General features: G+C 39.1%; 22 protein-coding genes. 15 read left to right on the top strand and 7 right to left on the bottom strand.

Features of this window, described 5'->3' with window-relative positions; genetic code table 11:
• Nucleotides 1–189: 189 nt before the first annotated feature.
• The 5 genes from CSB87_RS15870 to CSB87_RS15890 all read left to right on the top strand — a co-directional run bounded on the left by CSB87_RS15870 (nucleotide 190) and on the right by CSB87_RS15890 (nucleotide 5,413).
• A complete protein-coding gene (locus CSB87_RS15870; protein WP_004888037.1) occupies nucleotides 190–1,209 on the top strand; it encodes a type I glyceraldehyde-3-phosphate dehydrogenase in 1,020 nt (339 codons plus the stop codon).
• 311 nt (nucleotides 1,210–1,520) lie between these two features.
• Entirely contained in the window at nucleotides 1,521–2,687 is a 1,167-nt protein-coding gene (locus tag CSB87_RS15875; RefSeq protein WP_004888036.1) for an ATP phosphoribosyltransferase regulatory subunit, read from the top strand.
• Nucleotides 2,688–2,750: 63 nt separating this feature from the next.
• On the top strand, nucleotides 2,751–4,070 hold the full coding sequence (locus CSB87_RS15880; protein ID WP_002156866.1) for an adenylosuccinate synthase: 1,320 nt from the start codon (nucleotides 2,751–2,753) through the stop codon (nucleotides 4,068–4,070).
• A gap of 126 nt (nucleotides 4,071–4,196) precedes the next feature.
• Complete coding sequence (locus tag CSB87_RS15885) at nucleotides 4,197–4,514, top strand: hypothetical protein (RefSeq protein WP_002156849.1); 318 nt, start codon at nucleotides 4,197–4,199, stop codon at nucleotides 4,512–4,514.
• Between the two features lie 116 nt (nucleotides 4,515–4,630).
• Nucleotides 4,631–5,413 carry a M48 family metallopeptidase gene (locus tag CSB87_RS15890; RefSeq protein WP_017393664.1) on the top strand — a complete coding sequence of 261 codons (783 nt, stop codon included), beginning with the start codon at nucleotides 4,631–4,633 and terminating at the stop codon, nucleotides 5,411–5,413.
• Between the two features lie 58 nt (nucleotides 5,414–5,471).
• On the opposite strand, the gene CSB87_RS15895 is transcribed toward CSB87_RS15890, so the two are convergent.
• Both CSB87_RS15895 and crp read right to left on the bottom strand, forming a co-directional pair.
• Nucleotides 5,472–6,521 (bottom strand): NADP(H)-dependent aldo-keto reductase, encoded by a 1,050-nt coding sequence (locus CSB87_RS15895; RefSeq protein WP_004888034.1) that lies wholly within the window; start codon nucleotides 6,519–6,521, stop codon nucleotides 5,472–5,474.
• Nucleotides 6,522–6,681: 160 nt separating this feature from the next.
• Nucleotides 6,682–7,389 carry a cAMP-activated global transcriptional regulator CRP gene (crp, locus tag CSB87_RS15900; protein ID WP_002156798.1) on the bottom strand — a complete coding sequence of 236 codons (708 nt, stop codon included), beginning with the start codon at nucleotides 7,387–7,389 and terminating at the stop codon, nucleotides 6,682–6,684.
• 440 nt (nucleotides 7,390–7,829) lie between these two features.
• Here crp and CSB87_RS15905 point away from each other — a divergent pair, with 440 nt between their 5' ends.
• Together CSB87_RS15905 and CSB87_RS15910 are read left to right on the top strand one after the other, a co-directional pair.
• Nucleotides 7,830–8,252: an OsmC family protein gene (locus CSB87_RS15905; RefSeq protein WP_001195082.1), complete on the top strand. Its 423-nt coding sequence runs from the start codon at nucleotides 7,830–7,832 to the stop codon at nucleotides 8,250–8,252.
• Between the two features lie 90 nt (nucleotides 8,253–8,342).
• Nucleotides 8,343–8,768 carry a GNAT family N-acetyltransferase gene (locus CSB87_RS15910; RefSeq protein WP_004888033.1) on the top strand — a complete coding sequence of 142 codons (426 nt, stop codon included), beginning with the start codon at nucleotides 8,343–8,345 and terminating at the stop codon, nucleotides 8,766–8,768.
• Here the strand turns inward: CSB87_RS15910 and CSB87_RS15915 are convergent.
• Complete coding sequence (locus CSB87_RS15915) at nucleotides 8,765–9,571, bottom strand: peptidoglycan DD-metalloendopeptidase family protein (RefSeq protein ID WP_004888031.1); 807 nt, start codon at nucleotides 9,569–9,571, stop codon at nucleotides 8,765–8,767. The genes CSB87_RS15910 and CSB87_RS15915 overlap by 4 nt on opposite strands.
• Nucleotides 9,572–9,870: 299 nt before the next feature.
• On the opposite strand from CSB87_RS15915, the gene clpB reads away from it, so the two are divergent.
• Nucleotides 9,871–12,450, top strand: a complete 2,580-nt coding sequence (gene clpB, locus CSB87_RS15920; protein WP_002156879.1) for an ATP-dependent chaperone ClpB — start codon at nucleotides 9,871–9,873, stop codon at nucleotides 12,448–12,450.
• A gap of 56 nt (nucleotides 12,451–12,506) precedes the next feature.
• Here the strand turns inward: clpB and CSB87_RS15925 are convergent, their stop codons facing one another.
• Entirely contained in the window at nucleotides 12,507–12,995 is a 489-nt protein-coding gene (locus CSB87_RS15925) for a CinA family protein (RefSeq protein ID WP_004888028.1), read from the bottom strand.
• 268 nt (nucleotides 12,996–13,263) lie between these two features.
• Here CSB87_RS15925 and CSB87_RS15930 point away from each other — a divergent pair, with 268 nt between their 5' ends.
• Nucleotides 13,264–13,680, top strand: coding sequence for a hypothetical protein (locus CSB87_RS15930; RefSeq protein WP_004888026.1), 417 nt, complete (start codon nucleotides 13,264–13,266; stop codon nucleotides 13,678–13,680).
• A 24-nt stretch (nucleotides 13,681–13,704) separates the two neighbouring features.
• Here the strand turns inward: CSB87_RS15930 and rlmKL are convergent, their stop codons facing one another.
• Nucleotides 13,705–15,909: a bifunctional 23S rRNA (guanine(2069)-N(7))-methyltransferase RlmK/23S rRNA (guanine(2445)-N(2))-methyltransferase RlmL gene (rlmKL, locus tag CSB87_RS15935; protein ID WP_006582054.1), complete on the bottom strand. Its 2,205-nt coding sequence runs from the start codon at nucleotides 15,907–15,909 to the stop codon at nucleotides 13,705–13,707.
• Between the two features lie 228 nt (nucleotides 15,910–16,137).
• Between rlmKL and CSB87_RS15940 the strand changes: the two genes are divergently transcribed.
• From CSB87_RS15940 to CSB87_RS15960, 5 genes are all read left to right on the top strand, one after another.
• Complete coding sequence (locus CSB87_RS15940) at nucleotides 16,138–16,482, top strand: hypothetical protein (protein ID WP_004709834.1); 345 nt, start codon at nucleotides 16,138–16,140, stop codon at nucleotides 16,480–16,482.
• Nucleotides 16,483–16,605: 123 nt separating this feature from the next.
• Nucleotides 16,606–17,622 (top strand): aspartate carbamoyltransferase catalytic subunit, encoded by a 1,017-nt coding sequence (locus CSB87_RS15945; protein WP_004888022.1) that lies wholly within the window; start codon nucleotides 16,606–16,608, stop codon nucleotides 17,620–17,622.
• Nucleotides 17,623–17,634: 12 nt separating this feature from the next.
• Nucleotides 17,635–18,870 (top strand): dihydroorotase, encoded by a 1,236-nt coding sequence (locus tag CSB87_RS15950; protein WP_004709832.1) that lies wholly within the window; start codon nucleotides 17,635–17,637, stop codon nucleotides 18,868–18,870.
• 213 nt (nucleotides 18,871–19,083) lie between these two features.
• Nucleotides 19,084–20,502 (top strand): OmpA family protein, encoded by a 1,419-nt coding sequence (locus CSB87_RS15955; RefSeq protein ID WP_004709830.1) that lies wholly within the window; start codon nucleotides 19,084–19,086, stop codon nucleotides 20,500–20,502.
• 103 nt (nucleotides 20,503–20,605) lie between these two features.
• Nucleotides 20,606–21,385, top strand: a complete 780-nt coding sequence (locus CSB87_RS15960; RefSeq protein WP_004888020.1) for a Rossmann-like and DUF2520 domain-containing protein — start codon at nucleotides 20,606–20,608, stop codon at nucleotides 21,383–21,385.
• A 14-nt stretch (nucleotides 21,386–21,399) separates the two neighbouring features.
• Here the strand turns inward: CSB87_RS15960 and CSB87_RS15965 are convergent, their stop codons facing one another.
• Both CSB87_RS15965 and trmB read right to left on the bottom strand, forming a co-directional pair.
• Nucleotides 21,400–22,026: a glutathione S-transferase family protein gene (locus CSB87_RS15965; protein WP_004888018.1), complete on the bottom strand. Its 627-nt coding sequence runs from the start codon at nucleotides 22,024–22,026 to the stop codon at nucleotides 21,400–21,402.
• A gap of 171 nt (nucleotides 22,027–22,197) precedes the next feature.
• Complete coding sequence (trmB, locus tag CSB87_RS15970; protein ID WP_004888016.1) at nucleotides 22,198–22,914, bottom strand: tRNA (guanosine(46)-N7)-methyltransferase TrmB; 717 nt, start codon at nucleotides 22,912–22,914, stop codon at nucleotides 22,198–22,200.
• A gap of 145 nt (nucleotides 22,915–23,059) precedes the next feature.
• Here trmB and CSB87_RS15975 point away from each other — a divergent pair, with 145 nt between their 5' ends.
• On the top strand, nucleotides 23,060–25,498 hold the full coding sequence (locus CSB87_RS15975) for an ExeM/NucH family extracellular endonuclease (RefSeq protein WP_004888014.1): 2,439 nt from the start codon (nucleotides 23,060–23,062) through the stop codon (nucleotides 25,496–25,498).
• Nucleotides 25,499–25,648 lie beyond the last annotated feature (150 nt).

Raw genomic sequence — 25,648 nt, forward strand, 5'->3', positions numbered from 1 at the left:
TCTTGCATGTGATACGGGGCTTATTTTTAAAAAACGCTAAATTGTAACGGAAAAACCCCACCGAACCAACGATTTTAGAGGGAATATCTTACAAAACTGTGATTTGGCTAAAAATCTATATTCAATTGGCCTTCACGTGTTTTACTATATGCCTTCTTTCGTTTCTGGTTTTGTAGATAAGGATAGGTCATGCAACGTATCGCCATTAATGGGTTTGGCCGGATTGGACGTAATGTTTTACGTGCATGGTTTGAAAGCCCGAAACAATTTCATTTTGAAATCGTGGCGATTAACGATATAGCAGATGTACAGACACTAGTGCATTTATTTAAATATGATTCAACTCATGGTCGTTTTAATGGCAAAGTTGACATAGCGATTGAAAATGAAAAGATTTATTTAAATATTCAATCTAACCAAAGAAATTTGAAAGTTGAAGTTTTACAGCAAAAACAGCCAGAACTTTTACCGTGGGCAAGCTTGCAAATTGATGTTGTACTCGAATGTACAGGCTTGTTCCGTTCTCATGCTGATGCAACCCGCCACTTAGAAGCTGGGGCAAAAAGAGTCATTATTGGGGCTGCACCTTTTGACCATGTCGATGCTGCAATTGTCTATGGCGTTAACCATGCCGATGTGAAAGCGTCTGATCAAATCATATCAAGTGTGTCATGTACGACACAGGCTTTAGTGCCGTTAGTAAAAATCATTGATGACGCATTTGGGATTGAAACTGCGCTCATGACAGAAATTCATGCCGTAACAGCAGATCAGTCTGTGCTTGACCATGCGCACCGTGATTTACGTCGTGCCAGAGCTTCTGGTCAAAATATTATTCCAACTACGTCTAGTGCACTGGGTGCATTAAAACGTGTAATGCCTAAAATGGAAGACCGTATTGATGGTTATTCAATTCGAGTTCCCACCATTAATGTGGCTGCCATTGATTTAACTTTTATCGCACAATCACCAATTACTGTTCATCATATTAATAAATTGTTGATTAAGGCGTCTCAAACAGATTATGCGGAAATTATGGCAGTGACTGATGAGCCACTCGTTTCAAGTGATTTTAATCATTCGCCTTATTCACTTATTGTTGATTTAACTCAAACTATGGTTGTTGGGCATCAAGCTAAAGTATTTGCTTGGTACGATAATGAATGGGGCTATGCAAATCGATTATTAGACTTGTGTGATTCTTTCTAAATTTGAAATAACTTAGGAAAGTTGTTCAGCAGTTAAGGTTGGTTAACTGGAAACAAGGTGATAGTTCAGATATTGGCCCATTCTTTGGTCGAACAAGCTCTATTAATAACTAAAGTGAATAAGAGTAAAGTATTGAATAATATTGTTAATTGTTAATCTCTTCTTTTTGACTTTAGAGTTTATTAAGAAAGATTTATGCAAATTGTCAGGTGCATGGCACAAAGTATCATGCTACACTAAGAGAAATCGGGTGTGTTCCCGATTTTTTTATGTGGGGTCGTTCCACGTTGATCAGATTTTAGGCTTGAAATATGACCATTTCAGAGACATGGTTGCTGCCTGACGGGGTAGCAGATGTATTGCCGGAACAGGCGCAAGTCATTGAAAAACTTCGCCGTGAAGCTATAGATTTCCTCTCAGTAAGAGGTTATCAACTGGTATATACACCATTTATCGAATACATCGAATCGTTGTCTTCATTATCAGAATCAAATCAAGACCTGGATTTAGTAACTTTTAAGGTGATTGATCAGCTTTCAGGCCGTTTACTCGGTATCCGTGCTGATATGACGCCTCAAGTTGCACGTATTGATGCACATGTAAGACCTGTTGAAGGGGTTGCACGTTACTGTTATGCAGGGACTGTATTACATACAAAACCACAAAATTTCAATGCGACTCGCGCACCTTTACAATTAGGTGCAGAGCTATATGGCCACGATAGTATTGAAGCTGATGTTGAAATGGTCGATGTAATGCTTGGGCTCATTGAAAATGCTTATACATTGCAAGGTGCACATTTAGACCTAGGGCATGTAGGCTTATTTCGTAGCTTAGTAAAATATGCCGGACTTTCTAAAAATGAAGAGCATGAGTTATCTGATCTTTATCAAAGAAAAGCATTACCTGAGTTAGCTGAATTTACTCAAAATTTAAATATGGGTTCAGACTTCTATGCACTTGGTCGCTATGCAAGTGATTTAGAAGCATTACAAACTCATTTAAGTACAGATATTTTAAAAGATGTTGAATTTGATGCTGCATTAAATGCGCTCAAAACTACACTTGAACAAATTAAAAACCGTTGGCCAGCACTGAATGTTGGGATTGATGTTGTCGAACTTCGCAGTTACCACTATCACACTGGTTTGATGTATGCAGTTTATGCACCGAACCGTGCTGCACCTTTAGCGCAAGGTGGCCGTTACGATGGTATTGGTGAACACTTCGGTCGTGCACGTCCTGCTACTGGTTTCAGTTGTGATTTATATGCCTTAGGTGCAAATCAGTTTGCCGAAATTGAAACTGTAGTAGCGCCTAAAGGTACTGATGCAGATTTACTTAAGGCAATTGCAAATGCACGTTTACAAGGCTTACGTGTAGTCCAATTGTTAGGTAATGATAATTTAGGTTCTATTCCTTATGCGACGCATCAGCTTGTATCGCAAAACGGTCAATGGAATATTGAAAAGATTTAAACGCCAGCAGTAAGTTTTTACTGATGGTTTCCAATTTTAACAGCATGATGTAATGAGGCTATTATGGGCAAAAATGTTGTGGTACTTGGTACCCAATGGGGCGACGAAGGTAAAGGTAAAATCGTCGACCTGCTCACAGATCAAGCGGCTGCGGTAGTACGTTATCAAGGCGGACATAACGCAGGTCATACTCTTGTCGTAGGTGGTAAAAAGACTGTATTACACCTCATTCCATCAGGTATTTTACGTGAAAACGTATTGTGCTTAATTGGTAATGGTGTGGTGCTTTCACCAGCAGCATTAATTGAAGAAATGGGAATTTTGGAAGCTGAGGGTGTTCCAGTTAAGGAACGTCTACGTATTTCTCCAAACTGTCCTCTTATTTTACCTAACCACATTGCTCTTGATCAGGCTCGTGAGAAGAAACGTGGTAACGCTAAAATCGGTACTACAGGTCGTGGTATTGGCCCTGCTTACGAAGATAAAGTAGCTCGCCGTGCAGTGCGTGTTGCTGACCTTGTTCGTGGTGGTGCAGCGTTAGAAGAAAAACTCCAAGAAATGCTTGAGTTACATAACTTCCAATTAACCCAGTTCTACGGTGTAGAAGCAGTTAAATTTGAAGACGTGTTGGCTCTTTGCAACGAATGGCGTGAAGTGCTTGCTCCGTTAGTGATTGACGTGACTAAAGTATTACATGACTACCGCAAAGAAGGTAAGCCTGTAATGTTTGAAGGCGCTCAAGGCTCACTTTTAGACATCGACCACGGTACTTACCCGTATGTGACTAGCTCAAATACAACTGCTGGTGGCGTAAGCTCTGGTTCTGGTATGGGGCCTTTACATCTTGATTATGTATTAGGTATCACTAAAGCTTATACAACACGTGTAGGTGCAGGTCCATTCCCAACAGAATTAGTTTACGATGCAGCAACTGATTCTGGTGACCCAATTGGTAAACACTTGGGTACAGTAGGTCATGAATTTGGTGCTTCTACTGGTCGTCAACGTCGTTGTGGTTGGTTTGATGCTGAAATCTTACGCCGTTCTGTAGATGTTAACTCACTTTCAGGTATTTGCTTGACTAAACTTGACGTTTTAGACGGTTTAGAAGAAGTGAAAATCTGTGTAGGTTATGAAAATACTGATTCAGGTTGTGTAGGTTCTTCTGATGCGGTTTCTTTTGAATGTTTGAAACCAATTTATGAAACTATGCCAGGTTGGAGCGAGTCAACTGTTGGTTTAACGAGCATTGACCAATTACCTGCAAATGCTTTGGCTTATGTAAAACGTATTGAACAATTAATCGAATGTCCGATTGATATCGTTTCAACTGGTCCAGACCGTGCAGAAACAATTGTTTTACGTCACCCATTCTCTGCTTAATTTGCAAAGATGATAAAAGCCTCCTGAAAAAGGGGGCTTTTTTATATCCGACTAAAGTGCAGTTTCTGTTTTGTCTAATTCAGATTAAAACAGAAATATAAGTGATGTCATGGATGATGAACTAAAATGAAATTGCAACCCACTATTTCAAAAACCATTTTTTATTCTTTTTTGTTTGCGATCGGTGGTTCGCCAACGTTAGCTATGCTAGTCATTTATGGCCAAAATTATAACCCTGACTTCTTCATGACAGCATTTATGAGTCTTTCTGTTTTGATTGCTTGTGTCTTAATCCCGGTCGTTTTTATACAAAACAGTTATCTCTTATGGAAAAGGACAAGTCCCTCTCTTGAAGAGAAAGTTAAGCCTTTAAGCCATGTCTATCTTGTCCTAAATATAATATGTTTACTGTTCTGGATTTATTTGATGACTTTATCTGCTTGATCGTTACATAAATACTATGATCGTGAAGAAATGAGAGATTCAAAGCTTATGTGCTATTTCTTATAATAAGTGCAAAAGAATAAACAGTTTTTTTAAGATTTAGGTGACCCATGTTGATGAATAAGAAACTTTTTTTAAGCTTGTGTGCTGCAGGTGTTGTAACAATCTCTGGTTGCGCAACAATGGCTGACATGGCTGGTGCAGATACAGCAACATTAAATGCGCAGTCTGCACAAGGTTTTACTAAAATGGTGCAGGAAGCACGTGCTAAAGGGACTTTAGATACAAGTTCAAGTACCTATAGCCGTATTAATGCTGTTTTCAACCGTTTAAAACCTTATGCTGATCAAGTAAATCAAACAGGGCAGCCATTTAGCTGGCAGTTGGCTGTACTGAAATCAGATACTGTTAACGCCTACGTTGCACCAGGTGGTAAGGTCGTGTTCTACACAGGTATTGTGAATAAGCTCAACCTAACGGATGCTGAAATTGCAGCTGTTATGGGCCACGAAATGACGCACGCTTTAGAAGAGCATGCTAAAAGTAAAATTGGCGCACAGGCTTTAACTGATTTGGCATTAAATATTGGCTTAAGCTATGCAGGTGGCGGTAACGTTAACCAATTAGGTGCGGCTGCTGCACAACTAGGTTCGCAAGTAGGGGTGGGCTTACCATATTCGCGTAGTTTAGAGAGCCGTGCTGACCAAGGGGGCTTAATGTTAATGGCACGTGCAGGTTATAACCCAAATGCTGCTATTACCCTCTGGGAAAAAATGAACAAACTTGAAGGTGCTGGTGGTTCATCTTTCTTGTCTACTCACCCATCTAACGCTCAGCGTATTAATGATATGCGTAAAAACTTACCTGCAGCATTAGCTATTTATAATGGCCGTAGATAAGTTTTAAAACTTTAATATAAGTATAAAAACGGATGCTTAAGCATCCGTTTTTTTGTTTTTAAGGGGCAGGATTAGGCTGTTGTACATGAATAGCTTCTATGCCTTGTAAAATTTCTGGTGAAAGCTCAATTTCAAAAGCCTGAATATTCTCTTTGAGCTGATCTAAGCTAGTCGCACCAATAATTGTACTCGTCACAAAGAATTGCTGTTTAATAAAGGCTAGAGCCAATTGAGTCAGGCTTAAACCATGCTTTTCAGCGAGCTGTGCATATTGTTCCGTTGCCCATTCACTTTGTGGATTGCTATAGCGACTAAAGCGTGGAAATAGAGTAACGCGAGCATTCGCAGGACGTGCCCCATTTCTAAACTTACCAGTTAAGTAACCAAAAGCAAGAGGAGAGTATGCAAGTAATCCTACACCTTCATATTTAGCAATCTCAGACATACCGATTTCATAAGTACGATTAAGCAGGCTATAGGGGTTTTGCACACTCACAAATTTACTTACACCTAAATTTTCAGCAAGCTGTAAAAACTTCATAGTGCCCCAAGGCGTTTCATTAGATAAGCCGATATAACGAATACGTCCTCGATTAATCTCTTTTTGAAGAGCAAGTAATGTCTCTTCTAAAGGCGTAGTGTTGTAATTATTGTGGGCCTGCTGATTACCATAAGCGAGCGTGCCAAAAAAGTTGGTATGACGTTCTGGCCAGTGTAATTGGTAGAGATCAATATAGTCTGTTTGGAGGCGTTTAAGAGAACCATCAATCGCTTGTGAAATATGTTCACTATTAAACTTGGTATGACCTTCTCGAATATGAGTTCCACCAAAGCCAGGACCTGCAATTTTTGAAGCAAGGAATACTTTGTCACGTTGACCATGTTGTGCAAACCAATTGCCTAAAATGGTTTCAGTCGCACCATATGTTTCTGGTTTAGGGGGTACGGAATACATCTCTGCTGTATCCCAAAAATATAAACCGTGCTCTAAAGCGTAATTGAGTTGTTCGAAAGCTTCTTGTTGAGTGTTTTGCTCACCAAATGTCATAGTACCTAAGCAAATTTCTGGAAGGTTAATGCCAGTGTGACCAAGTGGTTTGAATTGCATACTGCGAAATCCTTGAGAAATTTTAAGTTAGCCTAACGGAAAATATGTATTCAACTTAAATCATAAAAATAGAATAGTTTGTAAGCTTTATGTATTAACTCATTGTTGCATATAAAAAAAGCAAACCGAAGTTTGCTCTTTATTAAATCATTACGAATAATTATTCTTCGTCATCATAGTCTTCGTCAGTGACAGGAGTTTCTTCTAATGATGCATCAAAAATAAGAATAGCCTTACCATCTGTCTGGATCATACCTTGATCTTCTAAGGTCTTTAATACACGGCCAACCATTTCTCGTGAACAACCGACAATACGTCCAATTTCTTGACGGGTAATACGAATTTGACGACCATTCGGCAAGATCATTGCCTCTGGTTGTGAAGATAAGTCGATTAAGCAACGCGCAATACGACCAGACACATCAATGAAGGCAAGGTCAGTCATTTTACGAGTTGTATTTTTTAAACGACGAACAAGTTGCGCGAAAACGGCATAGCTGAGATCTGGATACTGTTTGCTCAGTTCATGGAAGTTGTCATATGAAATTTCTGCAATTTCACAGACATCACGGGTACGAACTTCAGCTGTACGTTGAGGGTTCGGTTCGAAAAGCCCCATTTCCCCAAAGAAGTCACCAGGATTCAAATATGCCACAACAATTTCACGCTCATCATCTTCACGTAAAATAATTGAAACTGAGCCTTTTAAAATTAAATATAAAGATTTTGACTCTGTTCCGGCATCAACAATTGTGGTTCGTTTTGGATATCTGTTGATGTGAGCACGCTTTAACAATGCTTTAACGGATTCAGGTAGTTGCCCCGGAGATAAAGCATCTGTGCTGAGTTGTGAAAAATTTGAAGTCATGCTTGATATGTTCCGAATAGGGTAAACAATTCACACAAGCTCGAGATGAGCTATTACACAGAAGAGATGAAATTCCTTATCAACTCATTTTATGTTAGTGTACAAAACAAGGGCCTGTTGACATTTCACAGATGGTTGCGACATAAGACGATTTTTCTAGACGTTACGAAGCAAGAACTATGGAATTTAGTCATTCTAAATAAATAGAGCTTAACAACGAAACGCACAAAAAAATCTGGTCTTGCGCTGCACCTAAGATGCTTAAATCGCACCTCAGATTTTGGCTGAAATTTAACAAACTTTTTTACAAAACGGGACAAAGGATTGCCCTTGTCTGTGTTTTGCGTTTTTATTTGGATTAATTTTTAGCTATTACGCAATCCATAGATGAAATGTCAACAGACCCTGCTTAAATTTATAATTTTTTTTGGGTAGTTGCAATGCAAACAAGTGTACATTGGCTAGAGAATGTTGCTTTTGAAGCGAAATCAGAGAGTGGTCATAGTGTAGTGATGGATGGCTCACCTGAGTATGGTGGCGAAAACCGTGGACCACGTCCTATGGAATTGATATTAATGGGACTTGGTGGGTGTGCTTCGTTTGATATTGTGACTATTTTAAAAAAATCTCGTCAAGATGTGACGAATGTCGTATGTCAGCTTAAAGCTGAGCGAGCAGATGCAATTCCAGCTGTTTTCACCAAGATCCATTTACACTTTGTAGTGACAGGTAAAGCCGTAAAAGAAAAACAGGTTGCAAAAGCAGTAGAGCTATCAGCTGAAAAATATTGTTCAGCAAGTAAAATGCTTTCTGATGGTGGCGTAGAAATTACCCACGATTTTGAGATTATTGAAGCTGCATAATTTTATATGAATAGCTGAAAAGAAAAGCTAACAGTCATGTTGGCTTTTTTTATGATAAGAACAATTCAAAAAATAAAAGGAGAATGTTGGGTGAATATCCGTTTAGCTCAATCAAAAGATACCGAATTTATATGTCACTTACTGAAACAAATGGGATATTCACAGCCATTAAGATTGATTGAGGAACAATTCCAAAGATTAAGTAAAGATTCTAACGCAATTACATTGGTCGCAGCTGACGATTTAAATGTATATGGAGTTTTATCACTTTATTTTATTCCGCAAATTGCCTTAAAAGGGGACTTTGCCAAAATATGTTATTTGTATGTTGACGAGAATATGCGTAGTAAAGGAGTGGGGCATTTGCTTGTACAAGAAGCAGAACGGTTGGCAAGGGAACGTGGTTGTGACCGGATGGAACTGCACTCAGGATTGCAAAGGCCTTTAGCGCATCAATTTTACCTAAGAGAAGGTTATGTCGAGGCGCCAAAGTACTTTCGTAAAGCTTTAAATTAATGAGCTGGGTTTAGAAAAAGTTGAGGGTCTACCCGAGCATTGTTAAGGCTCATTCCCCAATGTAAATGTGGCCCTGTTACACGGCCTGTTTTACCGACTAAGCCGAGTACTTCACCTTGATGGATACGCTGGCCCTTTTCTACTTTTATCTCGCTTAAATGGCAAAACATGCTAATTAAACCTTGGCCGTGATCAATTAATACAGTTTGTCCATTAAAGAAATAGTGTCCTGTTTGAACGACTACACCATCTGCTGGAGCAACTACTTTTTGACCTATTGGTGCTGGAATATCCAGACCTGAATGAGGTGCACGTTCTTCACCATTGAAGAAACGTTTTCTTCCAAAAGAGTTGGTAAATTTTCCCGAAGTTGGACGTATAAATTTAGGCAAGCTTTGCCATGAACTTGTTGTGAAAGAACTATAAACCTCATTTTGTTCTTTCGCTTCTTGAGCATAGCGGTCTAATTGACTTTGGTTGGGGTTCACATAGTCTTGATTGGTAACTTTAATCCTTTGCTCAGCATAAGGATAAGACTTAACTTCTATTTGAATAGGCGCTTTATTGGTATCAAGCTGAATGCTGCCGAGTGGTGTAGATAATGGAATACCTACTACAGCATAACGTTGATGGCCTTCTTGACTGATTAAAACGGGTTTGTGTTGAAAAGTGACTTGAGTAATATCGGTCGATAATGAAACGACTGCAATTCCACCGGATCTTCTTGAGTCTTGGGGTAACTCTGCTATTGCTAGAGTCGAGCTAAAAAGACAAGTTGTTAATATAATATGTTTTAAACGCATTTTAATTTCAAAAACAGGATGGAATTAGCCTAATAAATTAATTCCTATTTTTGGAATTCTCAATGAAGACTTTGTGAAAAGAGTGGAACAGACGAAACCAAATATAAATATTTAAGCGATTTAATAAAATGTAGCTGAAGTGTACTTGAAATATATACAAAACAAACCCATATTATAATCGAGTTTTACTCATAGTATTTTTTATAAGATCATGAAAAATATATAAAAAATTATTTGAAATCCGAAAAAGTGTTCCCATCTATTACACAAGTACGAATTTGTTGTGAGGAATAACAAGAATGCGATTTGAAAAATTTACGAACCGCTTGCAGCAAGCCCTCTCAGATGCTCAATCCTTAGCAATGGGTAAAGACCATACGGCTATAGCAGGTATTCATATTTTGAGTACTTTATTGGAAGAGCCGTCTAATATTAGTTTGTTGCAACAAGCAGGTGCACGGTTACCTGAACTTAAACAAAAGCTAGAGCAGGCTTTAAAAGATGCTCCGACTATTGCTAACCCGACGGGTGATGTCAATTTAAACCCTGAAGCAGTTAAAGCACTTAATTTGGCAGATCGATATGCGCAAAAAGCTGGCGATGAATTTTTGTCGACTGACTGGGTTTTATTGGGCTTAGCAGAAACTGGCGAAACAAAAAATATTTTAAGTGCCGTAGGTGTAACTCCCGACAGCTTACGCAAAGTAATTGAACATATTCGAGGTAGTGACAAAGTCATGAGTAATAATCACGAAGACCAACGTGACTCACTTAATAAATATACAATTGATTTAACTGAGCGGGCTTTATCGGGGAAACTTGATCCGGTCATTGGACGTGATGATGAAATTCGACGCACTATTCAGGTCTTGTCACGTCGTACAAAAAACAACCCTGTACTCATCGGTGAGCCGGGTGTTGGTAAAACCGCTATTGTTGAAGGCTTAGCACAGCGTATTGTCAATGGTGAAGTGCCAGAAGGCTTAAAGAATAAACGTGTTTTATCACTAGATTTAGGCTCATTACTTGCAGGTGCTAAGTATCGTGGTGAGTTTGAAGAACGTTTAAAAGCTGTTTTAAAAGATTTGGCGAAACACGAAGGCGAAATCATCTTATTCATTGACGAGTTACATACACTCGTTGGTGCTGGTAAAGGTGACGGCGCGATGGATGCAGGGAATATGTTAAAACCTGCGTTGGCTCGTGGTGAGTTGCGCTGTGTGGGTGCAACAACCTTAGATGAATATCGTCAATACATTGAAAAAGATGCCGCTTTAGAACGTCGTTTCCAGAAAGTTCTGGTGGATGAACCAAGCGTTGAAGATACCATTGCGATTTTACGTGGTCTAAAAGAAAAGTATGCTACTCACCATGGTGTACAAATTTTAGACTCAGCGATTATTGCAGCAGCGAAAATGTCTCATCGTTATATTACAGACCGTCAATTACCAGACAAGGCGATTGACCTGATTGATGAGGCAGCTTCTCGTATCAAAATGGAGATTGACTCTAAACCTGAAGCACTTGATAAACTTGATCGCCGTTTAATCCAGTTGAAAATGCAGTTGGAAGCGGTGAAAAAAGATGAAGATGCAGGCAGTAAGGCCGAAGTTACTCATCTTGAAAAACAGATCGCTGAAGTTCAGAAAGAATATAACGATCTCGAAGAAGTGTGGAAATCTGAAAAAACTTTGGTAGAAGGCACTAAACAAGCTCAGGTTGAACTTGATAAAGCACGTATTGCTTTTGAGAAAGCTCAGCGTGAAGGTGATTTAGCCGAAGCAGCACGTTTACAATATGGCGTTATTCCAGAGCTTCAAAAACAGCTTGAGCAAGATGAAGTTGCTGAAGAAAACGAAGAGCCAAAACTCATTCGTACTAAAGTAACTGAAAATGAAATTGCCGAAGTCGTTAGTGCTGCAACGGGTATTCCGGTTGCTAAAATGATGCAAGGCGAGCGTGAAAAACTCCTTCATATGGAAGAGTTCTTGCATGACCGTGTTGTAGGACAAGATGAAGCAGTTGTTGCGGTATCGAATGCAGTACGTCGTTCGCGTGCCGGTTTGTCTGACCCGAATCGTCCTAGCGGATCATTCTTGTTCTTAGGACCAACGGGTGTTGGTAAAACTGAGTTAACTAAAGCTTTAGCTAACTTCTTGTTTGATAGTGATGATGCCATGATTCGTATCGATATGAGTGAATTCATGGAGAAACATTCTGTCAGCCGTTTAGTTGGTGCGCCTCCGGGCTATGTGGGTTACGAAGAGGGCGGTGTTTTAACCGAAGCTGTTCGCCGTAAACCATATAGCGTGGTGTTGTTTGATGAGGTTGAAAAAGCGCATCCAGATGTTTTCAATATCTTGCTCCAAGTGTTGGATGACGGGCGCTTAACCGACTCACAAGGTCGAGTAGTGGACTTTAAAAACACGGTTATTGTGATGACATCAAACTTGGGTTCACAAGATGTACGTGAGCTTGGCGAAGGTGCCACTGATGATGAAGTGCGTACAGTCGTGATGAATGCGGTAAGTCAGCATTTCCGTCCGGAATTTATTAACCGGATTGATGAGCTTGTAATTTTCCATTCACTCAAGAAAGCGCAGATTCGTGGTATTGCGGATATTCAGTTAGATCGTTTACGTTCACGTCTTGTTGATCGTGATATGAGCTTAACTGTAGATGACAGTGCATTTGACTTATTGATTGATGCTGGTTTCGATCCTGTATACGGAGCACGTCCATTAAAACGTGCAATTCAACAACAGGTTGAAAACACTTTGGCTCAAAAAATCTTGTCAGGTGAGTTTGTTGCAGGTGATACCATTTTAGTTAAAGGTGAGCATGGTCACTTGGTCTTTGATAAAATGAAACTCAGCTAAGTTTGTTCTGCTAAAACCGAAAAGAGAATATGGAAACATATTCTCTTTTTTTATATTTAACTTTTATGCTGATTGGAAGATATAAGCGCAATAATTGAGTCTGCCACTTTTTGCGTGAGAGTTTTAAGTTTTTGTTCGGCATGTCCTGATAAAAAATAATGGTAATGATAAATACGTCCTAGATAAGAAATACAAATAAAAAAAGTACCTACAGGTTTTTCCGTGGTTTCACTTCCGCCATGTTTGAGTAAACCTGTACAACTTACAATAATATCGGCTTGTTGAAATAGAGTTTGACCAAGCCTGCACATTTCTTCAGTTACTTGTGGTGATTCTGCTGTGTAGGTTTCGATTAACTTTGGTTCAACTTTTAAAACACTGATTTTAATACTGGGGTCATAACTCACTAATCCGCCCAGTAAAATATCAGCGCCACTATTTTTATGAATCGAAAACTGACTGGTTAAGTAACCTGAACTGGCACTTTCAATAAATGCAACTTTAAGTTGAAGATCTTCTAATAATTGACAGCATTGCTGAAGCATTATTCCACCTCGTATGGTGTTTATTTATGAATAAATCTAAATGCAAATACATTATAAAATCACAGTAAGTGATCTGGAGTTATGGTGCAAGTCTGAGATAACAATCTATAAAACTACTTGAATATTCACGAAAGGCCTGTGAAGAATTTCAGATTTTAAAATGATCAATGCTAATTATCGGGAAGTTTCTTTATAACATTGCGACAAGGTTAAAAAGTTGCTAGTTTGATTTCATATAACGAACAATAACAATTTTAGGAAGTAGGTAATGAATAATAAGCAAGGGTATATGCTGGGAGTTTTGAGCGGTGTGTTTGTATTATTATCAAATGCCTGGGCAGCACAACCAATGACAGAAAGTGCGCTAGCCACTCAAACAGGTGCGGTAACCACATCTTTACCCGTCATTATTGCTAAGGCTCAAGATGATGCACAAAAACCTGAAATAGAGCAGCACCAAGCTCGCAAAGAATTAGGAGATAATTATTTACAAGAAGTTCGCTGGAACTCATTAAGATCGAGTGTGTTATCACCTTATCAAGAACAAAAACAAAATCAGGTGATAGATATTAAAGAAAAGAAAAAATTAGAAATGGTGGCGCTACCAGACCGAGCGGACCGTTTTACACGTTATGAGTTTGAACCGAAAAATGTACATGGCGAAGTTATCATTACCGTAAAGTAATGATAACTTCTCGCCAAATTTATATCAGTTCAATCCTAAATGCTGAATTTTCCATGCACGGTGGATTTTTTGATTACGTTTAAAATCGGGTCCAATTGTTTCAGACGTAATTTCTTCAACGTCGTATAGCGCTTCAATTTCTTCATCCATTTCAAAGCCGCGGTAGTTATTTGAGAAGTAAAGCGTACCTTCACTTGTTAAACGGTTCATAGCACGTTTAATAAGAGACACATGGTCGCGTTGTACGTCGAAAGTACCGTAGAACTTTTTAGAGTTAGAGAAAGTAGGTGGGTCAATAAAGATAAGATCGTATTGTTCGTGACCTTCTTTTAGCCATTCAAAACAGTCACTTGCAAAGAACATGTGTTGTTCATCTGCATGATCTACAGTTAAACCATTTAAAACGAAGTTTTCTTTAGACCAGCTCAAGTACGTGTTCGATAAGTCGACACTTGTAGTACTTGCAGCACCGCCTAAAGCCGCATGTAAGCTGGCTGTAGAGGTATAACTATATAAGTTAAGGAAGTGTTTACCACGAGCTTCTTGAGCAATACGTAAACGCATTTGACGATGGTCAAGAAATAAACCTGTATCAAGATAGTCAGTCAGGTTTACTAAAATCTTAGCTTTACCTTCTTGAACGATAAAACGTTTTGAAGCTGTGCTTTGTTTCGTATATTGGTTAGTACCTGTTTGGCGAGCACGCGTTTTAATAAAAATAGCGTCGCGGTTTAAACCGGTAACAGCACGAATTACAGCAAGTGCTAAATTAAAACGTTTTTTTGCTTTTTCAGGATCGATTGTTTTTGGTGGTGCATATTCCTGAACATGTAAACGGTCACCATATAAATCGACAGCGACATTAAAGTCAGGTAAGTCGGCATCGTATAATCGTAAGCAGTAAATATTTTCTTTAGTGGCCCATTTTTTCAAGGCAGTCATATTTTTTTGCAAACGGTTCGCAAAGTCTTGAGCTTCTTCCATTTCAACAGGTTGAGCTTGCCAAGTTGCTAAAAATGGCTGTGTTACTTTTTCTGGTTTGATTGCACCAAAACGAATGTAAATTGGTAACTTACCATTCATTAAACGTAAAGTTTCAGGTGCTTCAAAAGCTAAAACATCTGCTTGTTCAATTTGAGCTGCAATAATGGCTGCATATTGATTTGGGAAATGTTTTTGTAAAAGTGCCGATAACCCTAAGTAAAGAGAACGGTTTGATGCTTTATCACCTAAACGTTCGCCATATGGAGGGTTAGTCACAATAAAAGCTGTTTTCTTTTCAGCAGCAAAATCTGGCCAGTCAGCTAAAGTACGTTCTTCAATTTGAATTTGGCTTAATAGCTTTTCAAAGCCTGCTGCAATAATGTTTTCACGAGTTGCTTTTACAGCTTCCCAGTCAGCATCAAACGCATAGAACTTAGGTAGTGGTTGCTCAAGCGCTTTTTCATGACGTTCTGCTGCTTCAGCTTTGAGTGAAAGCCAAAGTTCACGGTCATGACCATGCCAACCATTAAAGCCAAAACGGCGAACAAGACCAGGTGCGCGGTCAGTTAAAATCATTAATGCTTCAATGATAAAAGTACCTGAACCACACATTGGGTCGAAGACAAGCTCTGGATTACGTTCTTTGAGCTTAGCTTTTTGTAAAATTGCTGCAGCAAGGTTTTCTTTAATCGGTGCATCCGTCATATAACGACGGTAGCCACGTTTATGTAATGAGTCACCAGATAAATCTAGGCAATAAGTATGTTCAGTCTTGCCAGCAAGTACATATAACGTAATTTCTGGTTGTTTAGTATCAATACTTGGACGACGGCCGACAGCTTCCATAAAGGAATCGACTACACCGTCTTTTGCTCTAAGCGTTGCAAATTGGGTATTAACTTTAATTTCACGTTCTGCATGTAAGCGAATAGCAAAGGTACTTTGTGGTGCAAAAATAAGTGACCAGTCAAAGCTCATTGCACCTTCGTAAAGCTCTTCCGCTACATCACGTGCATCATGTGTATGTTCAAGTTCATACGTATGGATTGGAAGTAAAACACGAGAGGCAAGACGGGACCACATGCAAATGCGATAAGCATGTTCAAGTGTCCCTTCAATGATTAAACGTCCAGCTTTACGTTCTGTCACTTTGGTGCCAAGCTGTTCTATTTCTTCTTGTAAGAGGCTTTCTAAACCATCAGCACAAGTAATCCAATAGTGGTTTAAACGTAAAGAGGTATTCATAAACTCGATTGACCAAAACATATAAATATTAACGATGCAAAGTTTAACTTATTTTGATGTGTAAAGGTTTTTAAATTATTGCAACCTATCACTTGGCAACCAATAAACTGATTTTTAAAGCTTAAATCCTATAAACTGGTATGTATTTTGCTAAACCTCTATGAGTAAAGCTTATTTATTAAATGGTTTTTAACCAATTTTATGATTTGAAAGCATAGGGGAATATAAATGAAAGATATGATGGGGAATGGTTTTGTAGCCAATGCGGAAGCTTTTTCAGTGTCCACACAAATATATGTGCGTATGCGTAGGATCACAGGGCGGGTCATAGATGCATTGTATGTGGTCCAAAATAAAGATTACGCAAAGTATGTAATAGCGCTGGCTTTGGAAACAGATGACGATGAATTAAAACGTTATGTTGAACGATTAAACTCATTGACTGACTCCATACCAGAGCTTCCTCAAAAACAAATCGCGGAAAATGTTCAGTTAAACGAAGAAAAAGAAATCACGGCTGAAGACATTTATCGGGCACAAGTTCCGCACCATTATATTGGTGCTTTAAGGTAATATCGGCATGGCCCTAAATTTTCTGGTCAATTTAGGGTCTTATTCTGTAAAGTTCTTCTGCGAAAAAGCTGGAATTCAGCTACACTATGCACGTTTTCGCGATTCGACCCATAGGAATCCATTATGCATATTGCAGCATTGCATCAACCGAGCCAGGTTCAGCTCAATCAAGACGGAAATTTAAAACATTTTTTAACGATTGAGGGCCTTTCAAAAGAAAACCTCACTAAGATTTTAGATACCGCTCAAAGCTTTTTAGACGATAATAATAATTTAATTAACCGCCCGCTTTTAGAAGGACGGACGGTGATGAATCTCTTCTTTGAAAACTCCACACGTACCCGTACTACTTTTGAAGCAGCAGCAAAACGTTTGTCTGCCAATGTATTAAACATTGATATAGCACGTTCAAGCACGTCAAAAGGTGAGACTTTACGAGATACACTTTGGAACCTCGAAGCAATGGCTGCCGATATTTTTGTAGTTCGCCATTCATCTTCGGGTGCTGCACATTTCATTGCTAAAGATGTATGTCCAAAAGTCGCAATTATTAATGCCGGAGATGGACGTCATGCCCATCCAACGCAAGCGATGCTCGATATGCTCACAATTCGCCGTGAGACGAAAAAACCATTTGAAGATTTGAGTGTTGCGATTATTGGTGACATTAAACATTCTCGTGTGGCACGTTCAGATGTGGCTGCACTTCAAACTCTTGGATGTAAAGACATTCGTGTAATTGCACCAAATACATTATTACCAGTTGGCTTTTCAGAATACGGTGACTATGTTCGTTTGTTCAATAACATGGATGAAGGCGTCACTGGTTGTGATGTGATTATTGCGCTACGTATTCAAAATGAGCGTATTGATTCACCAGCGTTATCTTCGCAATCTGAATTTTATAGAATGTATGGCTTAAACAAAGAGCGCCTAAGTTTAGCTAAACCGGATTGTATTGTTATGCATCCGGGACCAATGAACCGCGGTGTAGAAATTGATTCGAGTATTGCCGATGGTGACCAGTCTGTGATTTTAAAACAGGTTACTAACGGTATTGCAGTTCGTATGGCTGTACTGGCGTTGTCTATGCAAGGGCAACTTCAAGAACAAGGTTTAATTGAAGCGATTGCGTTGTAAGGAATGGATCACATGAGTATTGTAAAAATTGAAAATGTACGTGTGTTAGACCCAATCCAAAAAACAGACAGCGTACAAACTGTATATATTCAAGACGGTAAGCTCGTTGCTCCAGTCGAACAAGTTGAACAAACCATTGATGGGCAAGGCAAATGGTTAATGCCGACCATGGTTGATTTGTGTGCACGTTTACGTGAACCGGGTCAACAGCAGCATGGTACGCTTAAGTCTGAGGGAAAAGCTGCACGTGCCAATGGTATTTTGCACGTGATTACCCCACCAGACTCAAAGCCAATTGTACAAGACAATGGTGCCCTCATTCATGGCTTGATTGAAAAGGCTTGGCATGACGGCGGTATTCATCTGCATATTATTGGTGCCCAGACTCAAGGCCTAAATGGTAAGCAACCAGCAAATATGGCAGGTCTTAAAAAGGGTGGGTGTACTGCTGTTTCAAATGCAAATGCTGCTTTTGAAAATGATGATGTTGTTGTCCGCACGCTTGAGTATGCTGCGGGTCTTGGTCTAACAGTCGTGTTCTATGCTGAAGAGCCGCAACTTGCTAAAGATGGCTGTGCTCATGAAGGCTTTATCGCATCGCGTCAAGGTTTGCCAATGATTCCTGCAATTGCTGAAACTGTAGCGATTGCAAAATATCTACTTATGATTGAAGCGACAGGTGTCAAAGCTCACTTTGGCTTGTTGTCTTGCGGTGCATCGGTTGAATTAATTCGTGCAGCAAAAGCGAAAGGTTTACCTGTTACTGCCGACGTCGCAATGCACCAGTTACATTTAACTGAACAATTAACGGATGGCTTTAACTCACTTGCACATGTTCGTCCACCATTACGTTCTGAGCAAGATAAAGAGCTTTTACGCCAAGGTTTAAAACAAGGTGTAATTGATGCAATTTGTACGCATCACGAACCATTAAGCAGTTCAGCGAAAATGGCTCCATTTGCTGAAACCCAACCGGGTATTACTGCATTTGATACTTATGTAGCTCTAGGTATCCAACTCATTAATGAAGGCTTATTTGAGCCACTTGAGTGGGTTACTAAAGTAACAAGTGCTCCTGCACAGGTAGCAAACATGACTGCGCGTTGGCAAGCTGAAGCTGGGTGGGTGTTGGTAGATCCTGAACTAAGCTGGACGTTAACTAAAGACACTATCTTGTCTCAAGGAAAAAACACGCCATTACTGGGTCAAAACCTTACTGGTAAAGTAGTACAGACTTTTGCTGTATAGTTTTTAATAGTTAAAAGCTTATTCAAAATATAAACAGGCAGATCATAATGATTTGCCTGTTTTGTAAATACTAGATGGAAAATTGTATATAAATTATTTAAAAGACAACAAAAGATTTCGAGCGCATTAGAATAAAAAACTATCAGCAAAGAGAAGTATTTGAATAATCAAAAAATTGCTGGTTACGACGTATAAGATTCGGGAGAATAAACAATGTCGATAAACCCTATAGAACTGCTTAAAGAAAAAGTATCATCAACAATATTGAATAATCAGGATGGATTCCTAGGCGAAAAAACTAACGCGCTCTCTAAGTTTTATCCAATTCTACTTTCATTATTAGCTGCTAAACCTGATCTTATTGGACAGTTAAAAAACAGTTTAGCTCCATCATTATCCGATCTTTTTTCTCATAATGACCAAATTAAAAATACGGTACTAACACACCTAAGTGGCACTGCACCATCTGCCGAGATTGAAAGTACACTCAATAGTGCGATCAAACCCAGTCTTAATACGATTTCTGAAGTCGCTGGAAGCGATCAACAAAGCATTGTGAACTATTTACGTCAACATGCGGAAACGATTCGTTCATATTTACCAGGGTGGGCAGTCGGCTTATTAGCTCCATTGGGTATTGGTGCGGGTTTATCATCAGTAACAACATCAACTGCACCTCCGCTTGCAGCGGCAACGGAAACGACTGGTAAATCTCGTGGTTTTTTACCGATTATTGCGCTTATTATTCTTGGTTTATTAATTGCTTGGTTATGGCGCTCTTGCCAGCATAAAGAAGCTACACCTGTACCCGAGACTACTCCTGCAAGTGGTGTAGCGGCCGCAGCAGCTGCACCGGCTACTTTAACTTTAAGTACGGACGATAAAGGGGCAGTAAGTCAATGTCAGGCAGGCATTGGTGATCAGGGCTTCTTGGCAACTTTACAAACGCAAGTTAAAAAAGTTCTTTCAGGGACTAAAGACTGTAATGTTGATACCAGTCAAACTTATGCTGCTGCATTTACCGATAAAGATGCGTTAGCAGGTGTGCTCGGTGCCTTAAAAGGAGTTCCAAACGCGTCTTTAGAATGGGTTGGTGACAAAATCACTTTGAAAGCAGGTGATGCCGCAGCTTTAGAAGCTTTAACTGCAAAAGTAAAAGCACTCGTTCCTCATACTGAAGTTGTTTCAGCTGCACCACAAACAGCTGAGCAATCTGTAAGTAATAGCTTAACTGCTTCACAAACTGCTTTAGGCTCAATTGACCCGAACAATGTAGATGTAAATGCTTTGGTTAAAGCGCTTAACCTACAAATTATTAACTTCGCGAGTGGTTCAAGTGAAATTCCTGCAGATAACAAAGCCATTCTTGACCAAGCTGCAACACTGTTAAATAAAGTGACTAGTGTGAAATTAAACGTAGGCGGTCACACTGACTCAACAGGTAATGCTGCTGCCAATAAAGCCCTTTCTCAACGCCGTGCTCAAGCCGTTGTAGATTACTTGGTTTCTAAAGGCGTAGATGCATCTAAACTTGTTGCCCAAGGCCATGGTTCAGAAAACCCTGTTGCAGAAAACACAACTGAAGAAGGACGCTTTAAAAACCGTCGTATTGAGTTTTCAGTAGCTCAATAATCAATAGATTCACAAAAAAGTTTGATTTTATTGAATTCTGATTTGAAAAAAGCTTCTCATTTTGAGAAGCTTTTTTTATAAACATCAATATTGTTGGGTTGGTATGAAAATCAGTTTGTTAGGAAGTGGCCGTGTTGCTTTTCATTTGGCAAAGGCACTTTTGGCTAAGGGGCATAACATCGCACAAGTCTATGCGCGTGATTTTGAGAAAACCCAGAAATTTGCAGAACAAATTCAAGCAAAAGCATGTCAGTTTCTTCAAGAGTTTCAAGCGAGTGACTTAATTATTTTAGCTGTTTCAGACAGTGCTATTAGTGAACTTGCAATGCAAGTACACGCGTTATTTCCAGAAACGCTTATGGTTCATACTTCGGGTAGTACCAATATTGAAGTTATTAGTAATATTCATAAAAAAGCTGGGGTATTTTATCCTTTGCAGACTTTTAGTTTTGAAAGAGACGTCGATTGGCAAGCCACACCATTATTTGTAGAGGCGACTAATAAAAACGATTTAGTCATACTTTCTGATTTAGCAAATAGCCTAAGTAATCGAGTATATCAATACACCTCAAAACAGCGTTTAACTTTACATTTGGCGGCTGTATTTGTTTGTAATTTTAGTAACTACTGTTTTGATATGGCTAAACAGATTGTAGATGCAGAACAAGTCGACTTTAGCTTGCTTTATCCATTAATGGTAGAAACAGCAAAAAAAGCCACTGAAAATGATCCGAAACAAATGCAAACTGGGCCTGCGGTAAGGGGAGATGAAAATATCTTGGCAATGCATGAGGGTCTATTAACTCAAGCAAATAGGGATGACTTAAAACAGGTCTATCAACTTTTAAGTGATGGCATCGTGAAGCGCCATCACTCGGCTTAAAACTTATTTAAAAATTAAGGTTCGCCGTTATTGCCCCATTTTAAGAAGCCAGCACGCTGATTTAATAGTTCAAAATATTGGTCGACATGTTTAAGTGTTGGATGGTCAAAAGGAGTGGCCTTCCAGCGTTGTACAGATAGACCAATTGGAATATCCGCTAGAGTAAACTCAGTACCTGCAACATAGGCTTGAGTTTTTGCAAGTTGTTGGTCAAGAATCTGCATATGATGATTCCAGTTCTCAATACCTTGTTGCAATAAGTTAGGGTCTTGATGATCTGGTGAATGTCTAAGAAGAGACATAATCGTATAAGTCCAGCTGTTATTTAGCTCGATCGCTTGCCAATCAAGCCACTGGTCAACAAAGAACCTATCTTTTGCTTGAGTAGGGTAAAGCTTATGCTCTTTATCGTAAGCATTGGCGAGATAACGGATAATACTGTTGGACTGCCAAAGGACTAAATCGCCATCTAAAACAACAGGAATTTGACCATTTGGATTTAATTGTAAATATTCAGGTGATTGAGCAGAGCGAAAGCCTCGTCCCCAATCTTCTCTCTCATATTCAAGATTTAATTCTTCACACAGCCATAAGACTTTGCGAACATTAATGGAGTTATCACGCCCTAAAATTTTTAACATGGGTTTTCCTTAGTATTTTTTAGTATGGCAAGTACCAGTCTCTATAAATAGCTAGATTCGTTTAGATTGGCAATCATTAATTAATAAGTGGAAATAGAATATATAAGATATATGTTTATTTTTGATATTAAAAAGAAAAGGCCTAGTTTATTACTAAGCCTTTTTTATTATTTACTTAATCTTTTTAAAGATAAAGTCATTAATCTTATGACCCGACTCAATACCACGGCGTTCAAACTTAGTCACTGGGCGCCAGTCTGGACGAGGGTAGCTATTGCCTTTACCCGCCAAGTTTTCAAGGTTTGGACGGTTGTCTAGTACATCAAGCATCCATTCTGCATACGGTTCCCAGTCTGTTGCTGCATGGAAGGTACCACCAAGCTCAAGCTTCTGTTCGACCAGTTGCATACGCTCATGAATAACAAAACGGCGTTTGAAATGACGTTTCTTTTGCCAAGGGTCTGGGAAGTAAAGTTGTACGCAGTTGATACTGTTGTCTGGCATTTCACGTAAAACTTGAATCGCGTCTGCATCGAGTACACGTAAGTTTTTAAGTTCCGCTATACCTGCTTCATATAAACATTGGGCAATACCAGGTACGTGTACTTCAATGCCTACATAGTTGCGTTCAGGATTTGCTTTAGCCATAAGAACTAAAGAGCGGCCCATCCCAAAACCGATTTCAACAGTTAAAGGGCGCTCTGGATATTCAAAGTGTTGACGTAAGTCACCAACAGGATATTCCAAAATTAAATCGCGATGTTGTTCTAATGCCGTGCGTTGAGACGTATTAAGTGGTGCTGAACGACGCATAAACGTCACAATTTCACGGTGTTCAGGCAAATTGTCTAAGTCTGCAATTTGCGTTTCTAACTGATCGATCGACATAACCTTGGCAATATTGAAATTCAAATGCGGTATTTTAAGTCTTCAGGTGGTCAAGTCAAATATTTCGGTGTTTTTCTTCATGTAGATGTCATGATCAATATTTAATCTAAGAGACTAATTAAAACTCACATGAACAATTTTACTCATGAAAACTTTTCAGTTAAGAACACTTTCGGTTTTTTTAAGTGCATTTGGTGCATTTTCATATAGCTCTGTTGCTCAGGCGCAGCTTATGTTTAGTCAGTATGTTGATGGCAGTAGTAATAAAAAGGGTTTAGAAATTTATAACCCAGATGGTACTACAGTTAACTTAGCCGATTATGAGATTCAACAGTTTAATAATGGTGGCACTGCAAAGACAGCGACTTTCCGTTTACAAGGTACGCTTCCAAGTAAACAGAAGTTTTTAGTAGGTCGCTCAGAGTTGCAAACTGAGCTTGGTAGTAAAGTAAATCAGGTTGCTGCATTATCTTTTAATGGTGATGATGCAGTTGTGCTGGTTTATAAAGGCACACCTGTCGATCGTTTTGGGCGTATTGGTGAACGACCAGAGGCAGGTTGGGGAACAGCCGTTTCAAGTTTAGGAAATAGTTTTAAGCGTATTGAAACGGAAAACCCAGCTTTGAGTATCGATCCAACCGCAGCATTTGATTTGGACCACTCGTGGTCAGCATGGGCAAACCGAAATGATTTCTCAAATCTATCGGGTTCGACTACTCAACCGCCTGTGCAAACGGTCAGTTGTTCAAGCTCAGATACACCAATTGCCGATTTAGCATCTTCCACACAAAATCAAACTTATACAGTACGTGGCGTAATTACTGCTGACTATCGTTATGCTAATGGTTTTTCAGGCTTTTATGTTCAAACACCTGACACTAAAGCACGTGCAAATGTAAGCAATGCCATTTTTGTTTATATACCAAATAGCAGCATGGTAAAAGGTGGGCAAGTTGGTGATGAAGTCATCTTACGTGGTCGTTTAACAAGCTATCAAAATCAACTACAGATCGACCAATTACAACAAGATATTCAGACCTGTAATACTAATATGGCAAATCAGGTTCAGCCAATTAGTTTAGAGTTACCATTTACCAGCTTAACAGGCGGTTCAACCAATTCTCCACAGCGCTATCAAGGAATGTTGGTTAAATTACCTCAGACTTTAACGGTGAGTGAAAACTATAATTATGGTCGTTATGGTGAGTTATCGTTAAGTTTAGGCCGTTTATATATTCCAACCAACTTATATCCTGCCTTGTCGCCAGAAGCAAAAGCTTTAGCTCAGAAAAATTTATTATCGAAAATTATCTTTGATGATGGTTATAACAATCAAAACCGTACGCCATGGTTACCAACAAATTTTAGTGCTGCTAATACATTGCGTTCTGGCTATCAGCTTAAAAATGTTGAAGGGATTTTAGAGTATCGTTTTAATGGTTGGCGAGTACAGCCAGTGCTTGGACGTACGCAACCAGAAGTTGTTACTCAAACAAATCCACGCCAGAGTGTCATTACAAAAAATGCCAATCATATTCGTGTAGCTTCATTTAACGTTTTGAACTATGACAATGGTGCAACAGGTTTCCCAACAGAGCGTGGTGCAAACACACAAGCAGAGTTTGATAAACAGCACCGTAAAATTGTGAGTGCATTAAAAGCGATTGATGCTGACGTATACGGTTTGATGGAAATTGCAAACAATGGTTATGGTCCAAACAGCGCAATTGCTCATTTAACCAGTGCATTAGGTCCTGATTGGAAATATGTTATTCCTGAAAATTTGGATCGTTTAGGTGGCGATGTTATTGCTGTTGCGATTATTTATAACAGCAAGCGTGTTAAGCCTTTAAACAAACCTGTTGTGCTTGATTTGGGTGATAAAAACCGAACAACCTTAGCACAAACTTTCCAAGCTGTTCGTGGTAATAAAACGTTTACCGTTATTCCAAACCATTTAAAGTCAAAAGGTTGTACTGGAGTAGATGCGAACTCTACTGACGCTGATCAAAATGATGGTCAAGGATGTTGGAATCCAACCCGTGTGAAAGCAGTTGACCAAATTGTGCAGTGGCTAGCGAAAAATCCAACTCAAGTTCCTAAGCAAAATGCTTTACTCGTTGGAGATATGAATAGCTATGCAAAAGAAGCACCAATTTTAGCTTTTGAAAAAGCTAACTATAAGGTTCTCCTCAATGATGCTAAGGTTGGACAAGGCGCTCAGGCATATAGCTATGTGTTTGGTGTGGCAAGTGATGCAAATGGTAATGGGGGAGCGGGTAACTTAGACCATGCAATTGCCGATGCAGATTTATATCCAAAAGTAGTGCGTACTTTTGCTTGGCATATCAATGCAGATGAACCAACTGTTCTAGATTACAACGAAGAATATAAAACTGATGAGCAAAAGGCTCTGTTTTATGGTGAAGATGCTTATCGTTCTTCGGACCATGATCCTGTCATTGTCGATCTAGATTTAAATGGTAAAGATTCAAGTCATCCTGATAATGGCAACAAAAATCCTATTTTGGATTTCCTAAACCAATTAGTGGAATGGATTAGCCAACTTTTTAAACGTAATTAACGGTAAAAAATGCGTGATAGGAATGTGTTTTATCATATTTTAAACAATCGTCACGCAAGACAACTTGCAAGGTCAAACTTTTTCAAGAATATTAGGTAGTGTAAGTAATTTATAAATTTACGCTTTTTTACAATTAAGGAATTGTACAAA

It is taken from the genome of Acinetobacter sp. AR_0276 (assembly GCF_003000705.1).
Lineage (GTDB): Bacteria > Pseudomonadota > Gammaproteobacteria > Pseudomonadales > Moraxellaceae > Acinetobacter > Acinetobacter nosocomialis.

Coding starts and splice junctions, on each gene's coding strand:
- CSB87_RS15870 (WP_004888037.1), top strand. CDS start 190: ATGCAACGTATCGCCATTAATGGGTTTGGCCGGATTGGACGTAATGTT.
- CSB87_RS15875 (WP_004888036.1), top strand. CDS start 1,521: ATGACCATTTCAGAGACATGGTTGCTGCCTGACGGGGTAGCAGATGTA.
- CSB87_RS15880 (WP_002156866.1), top strand. CDS start 2,751: ATGGGCAAAAATGTTGTGGTACTTGGTACCCAATGGGGCGACGAAGGT.
- CSB87_RS15885 (WP_002156849.1), top strand. CDS start 4,197: ATGAAATTGCAACCCACTATTTCAAAAACCATTTTTTATTCTTTTTTG.
- CSB87_RS15890 (WP_017393664.1), top strand. CDS start 4,631: ATGAATAAGAAACTTTTTTTAAGCTTGTGTGCTGCAGGTGTTGTAACA.
- CSB87_RS15895 (WP_004888034.1), bottom strand. CDS start 6,521: ATGCAATTCAAACCACTTGGTCACACTGGCATTAACCTTCCAGAAATT.
- crp (WP_002156798.1), bottom strand. CDS start 7,389: ATGACTTCAAATTTTTCACAACTCAGCACAGATGCTTTATCTCCGGGG.
- CSB87_RS15905 (WP_001195082.1), top strand. CDS start 7,830: ATGCAAACAAGTGTACATTGGCTAGAGAATGTTGCTTTTGAAGCGAAA.
- CSB87_RS15915 (WP_004888031.1), bottom strand. CDS start 9,571: ATGCGTTTAAAACATATTATATTAACAACTTGTCTTTTTAGCTCGACT.
- clpB (WP_002156879.1), top strand. CDS start 9,871: ATGCGATTTGAAAAATTTACGAACCGCTTGCAGCAAGCCCTCTCAGAT.
- CSB87_RS15925 (WP_004888028.1), bottom strand. CDS start 12,995: ATGCTTCAGCAATGCTGTCAATTATTAGAAGATCTTCAACTTAAAGTT.
- CSB87_RS15930 (WP_004888026.1), top strand. CDS start 13,264: ATGAATAATAAGCAAGGGTATATGCTGGGAGTTTTGAGCGGTGTGTTT.
- rlmKL (WP_006582054.1), bottom strand. CDS start 15,909: ATGAATACCTCTTTACGTTTAAACCACTATTGGATTACTTGTGCTGAT.
- CSB87_RS15940 (WP_004709834.1), top strand. CDS start 16,138: ATGAAAGATATGATGGGGAATGGTTTTGTAGCCAATGCGGAAGCTTTT.
- CSB87_RS15945 (WP_004888022.1), top strand. CDS start 16,606: ATGCATATTGCAGCATTGCATCAACCGAGCCAGGTTCAGCTCAATCAA.
- CSB87_RS15950 (WP_004709832.1), top strand. CDS start 17,635: ATGAGTATTGTAAAAATTGAAAATGTACGTGTGTTAGACCCAATCCAA.
- CSB87_RS15955 (WP_004709830.1), top strand. CDS start 19,084: ATGTCGATAAACCCTATAGAACTGCTTAAAGAAAAAGTATCATCAACA.
- CSB87_RS15960 (WP_004888020.1), top strand. CDS start 20,606: ATGAAAATCAGTTTGTTAGGAAGTGGCCGTGTTGCTTTTCATTTGGCA.
- CSB87_RS15965 (WP_004888018.1), bottom strand. CDS start 22,026: ATGTTAAAAATTTTAGGGCGTGATAACTCCATTAATGTTCGCAAAGTC.
- trmB (WP_004888016.1), bottom strand. CDS start 22,914: ATGTCGATCGATCAGTTAGAAACGCAAATTGCAGACTTAGACAATTTG.
- CSB87_RS15975 (WP_004888014.1), top strand. CDS start 23,060: ATGAAAACTTTTCAGTTAAGAACACTTTCGGTTTTTTTAAGTGCATTT.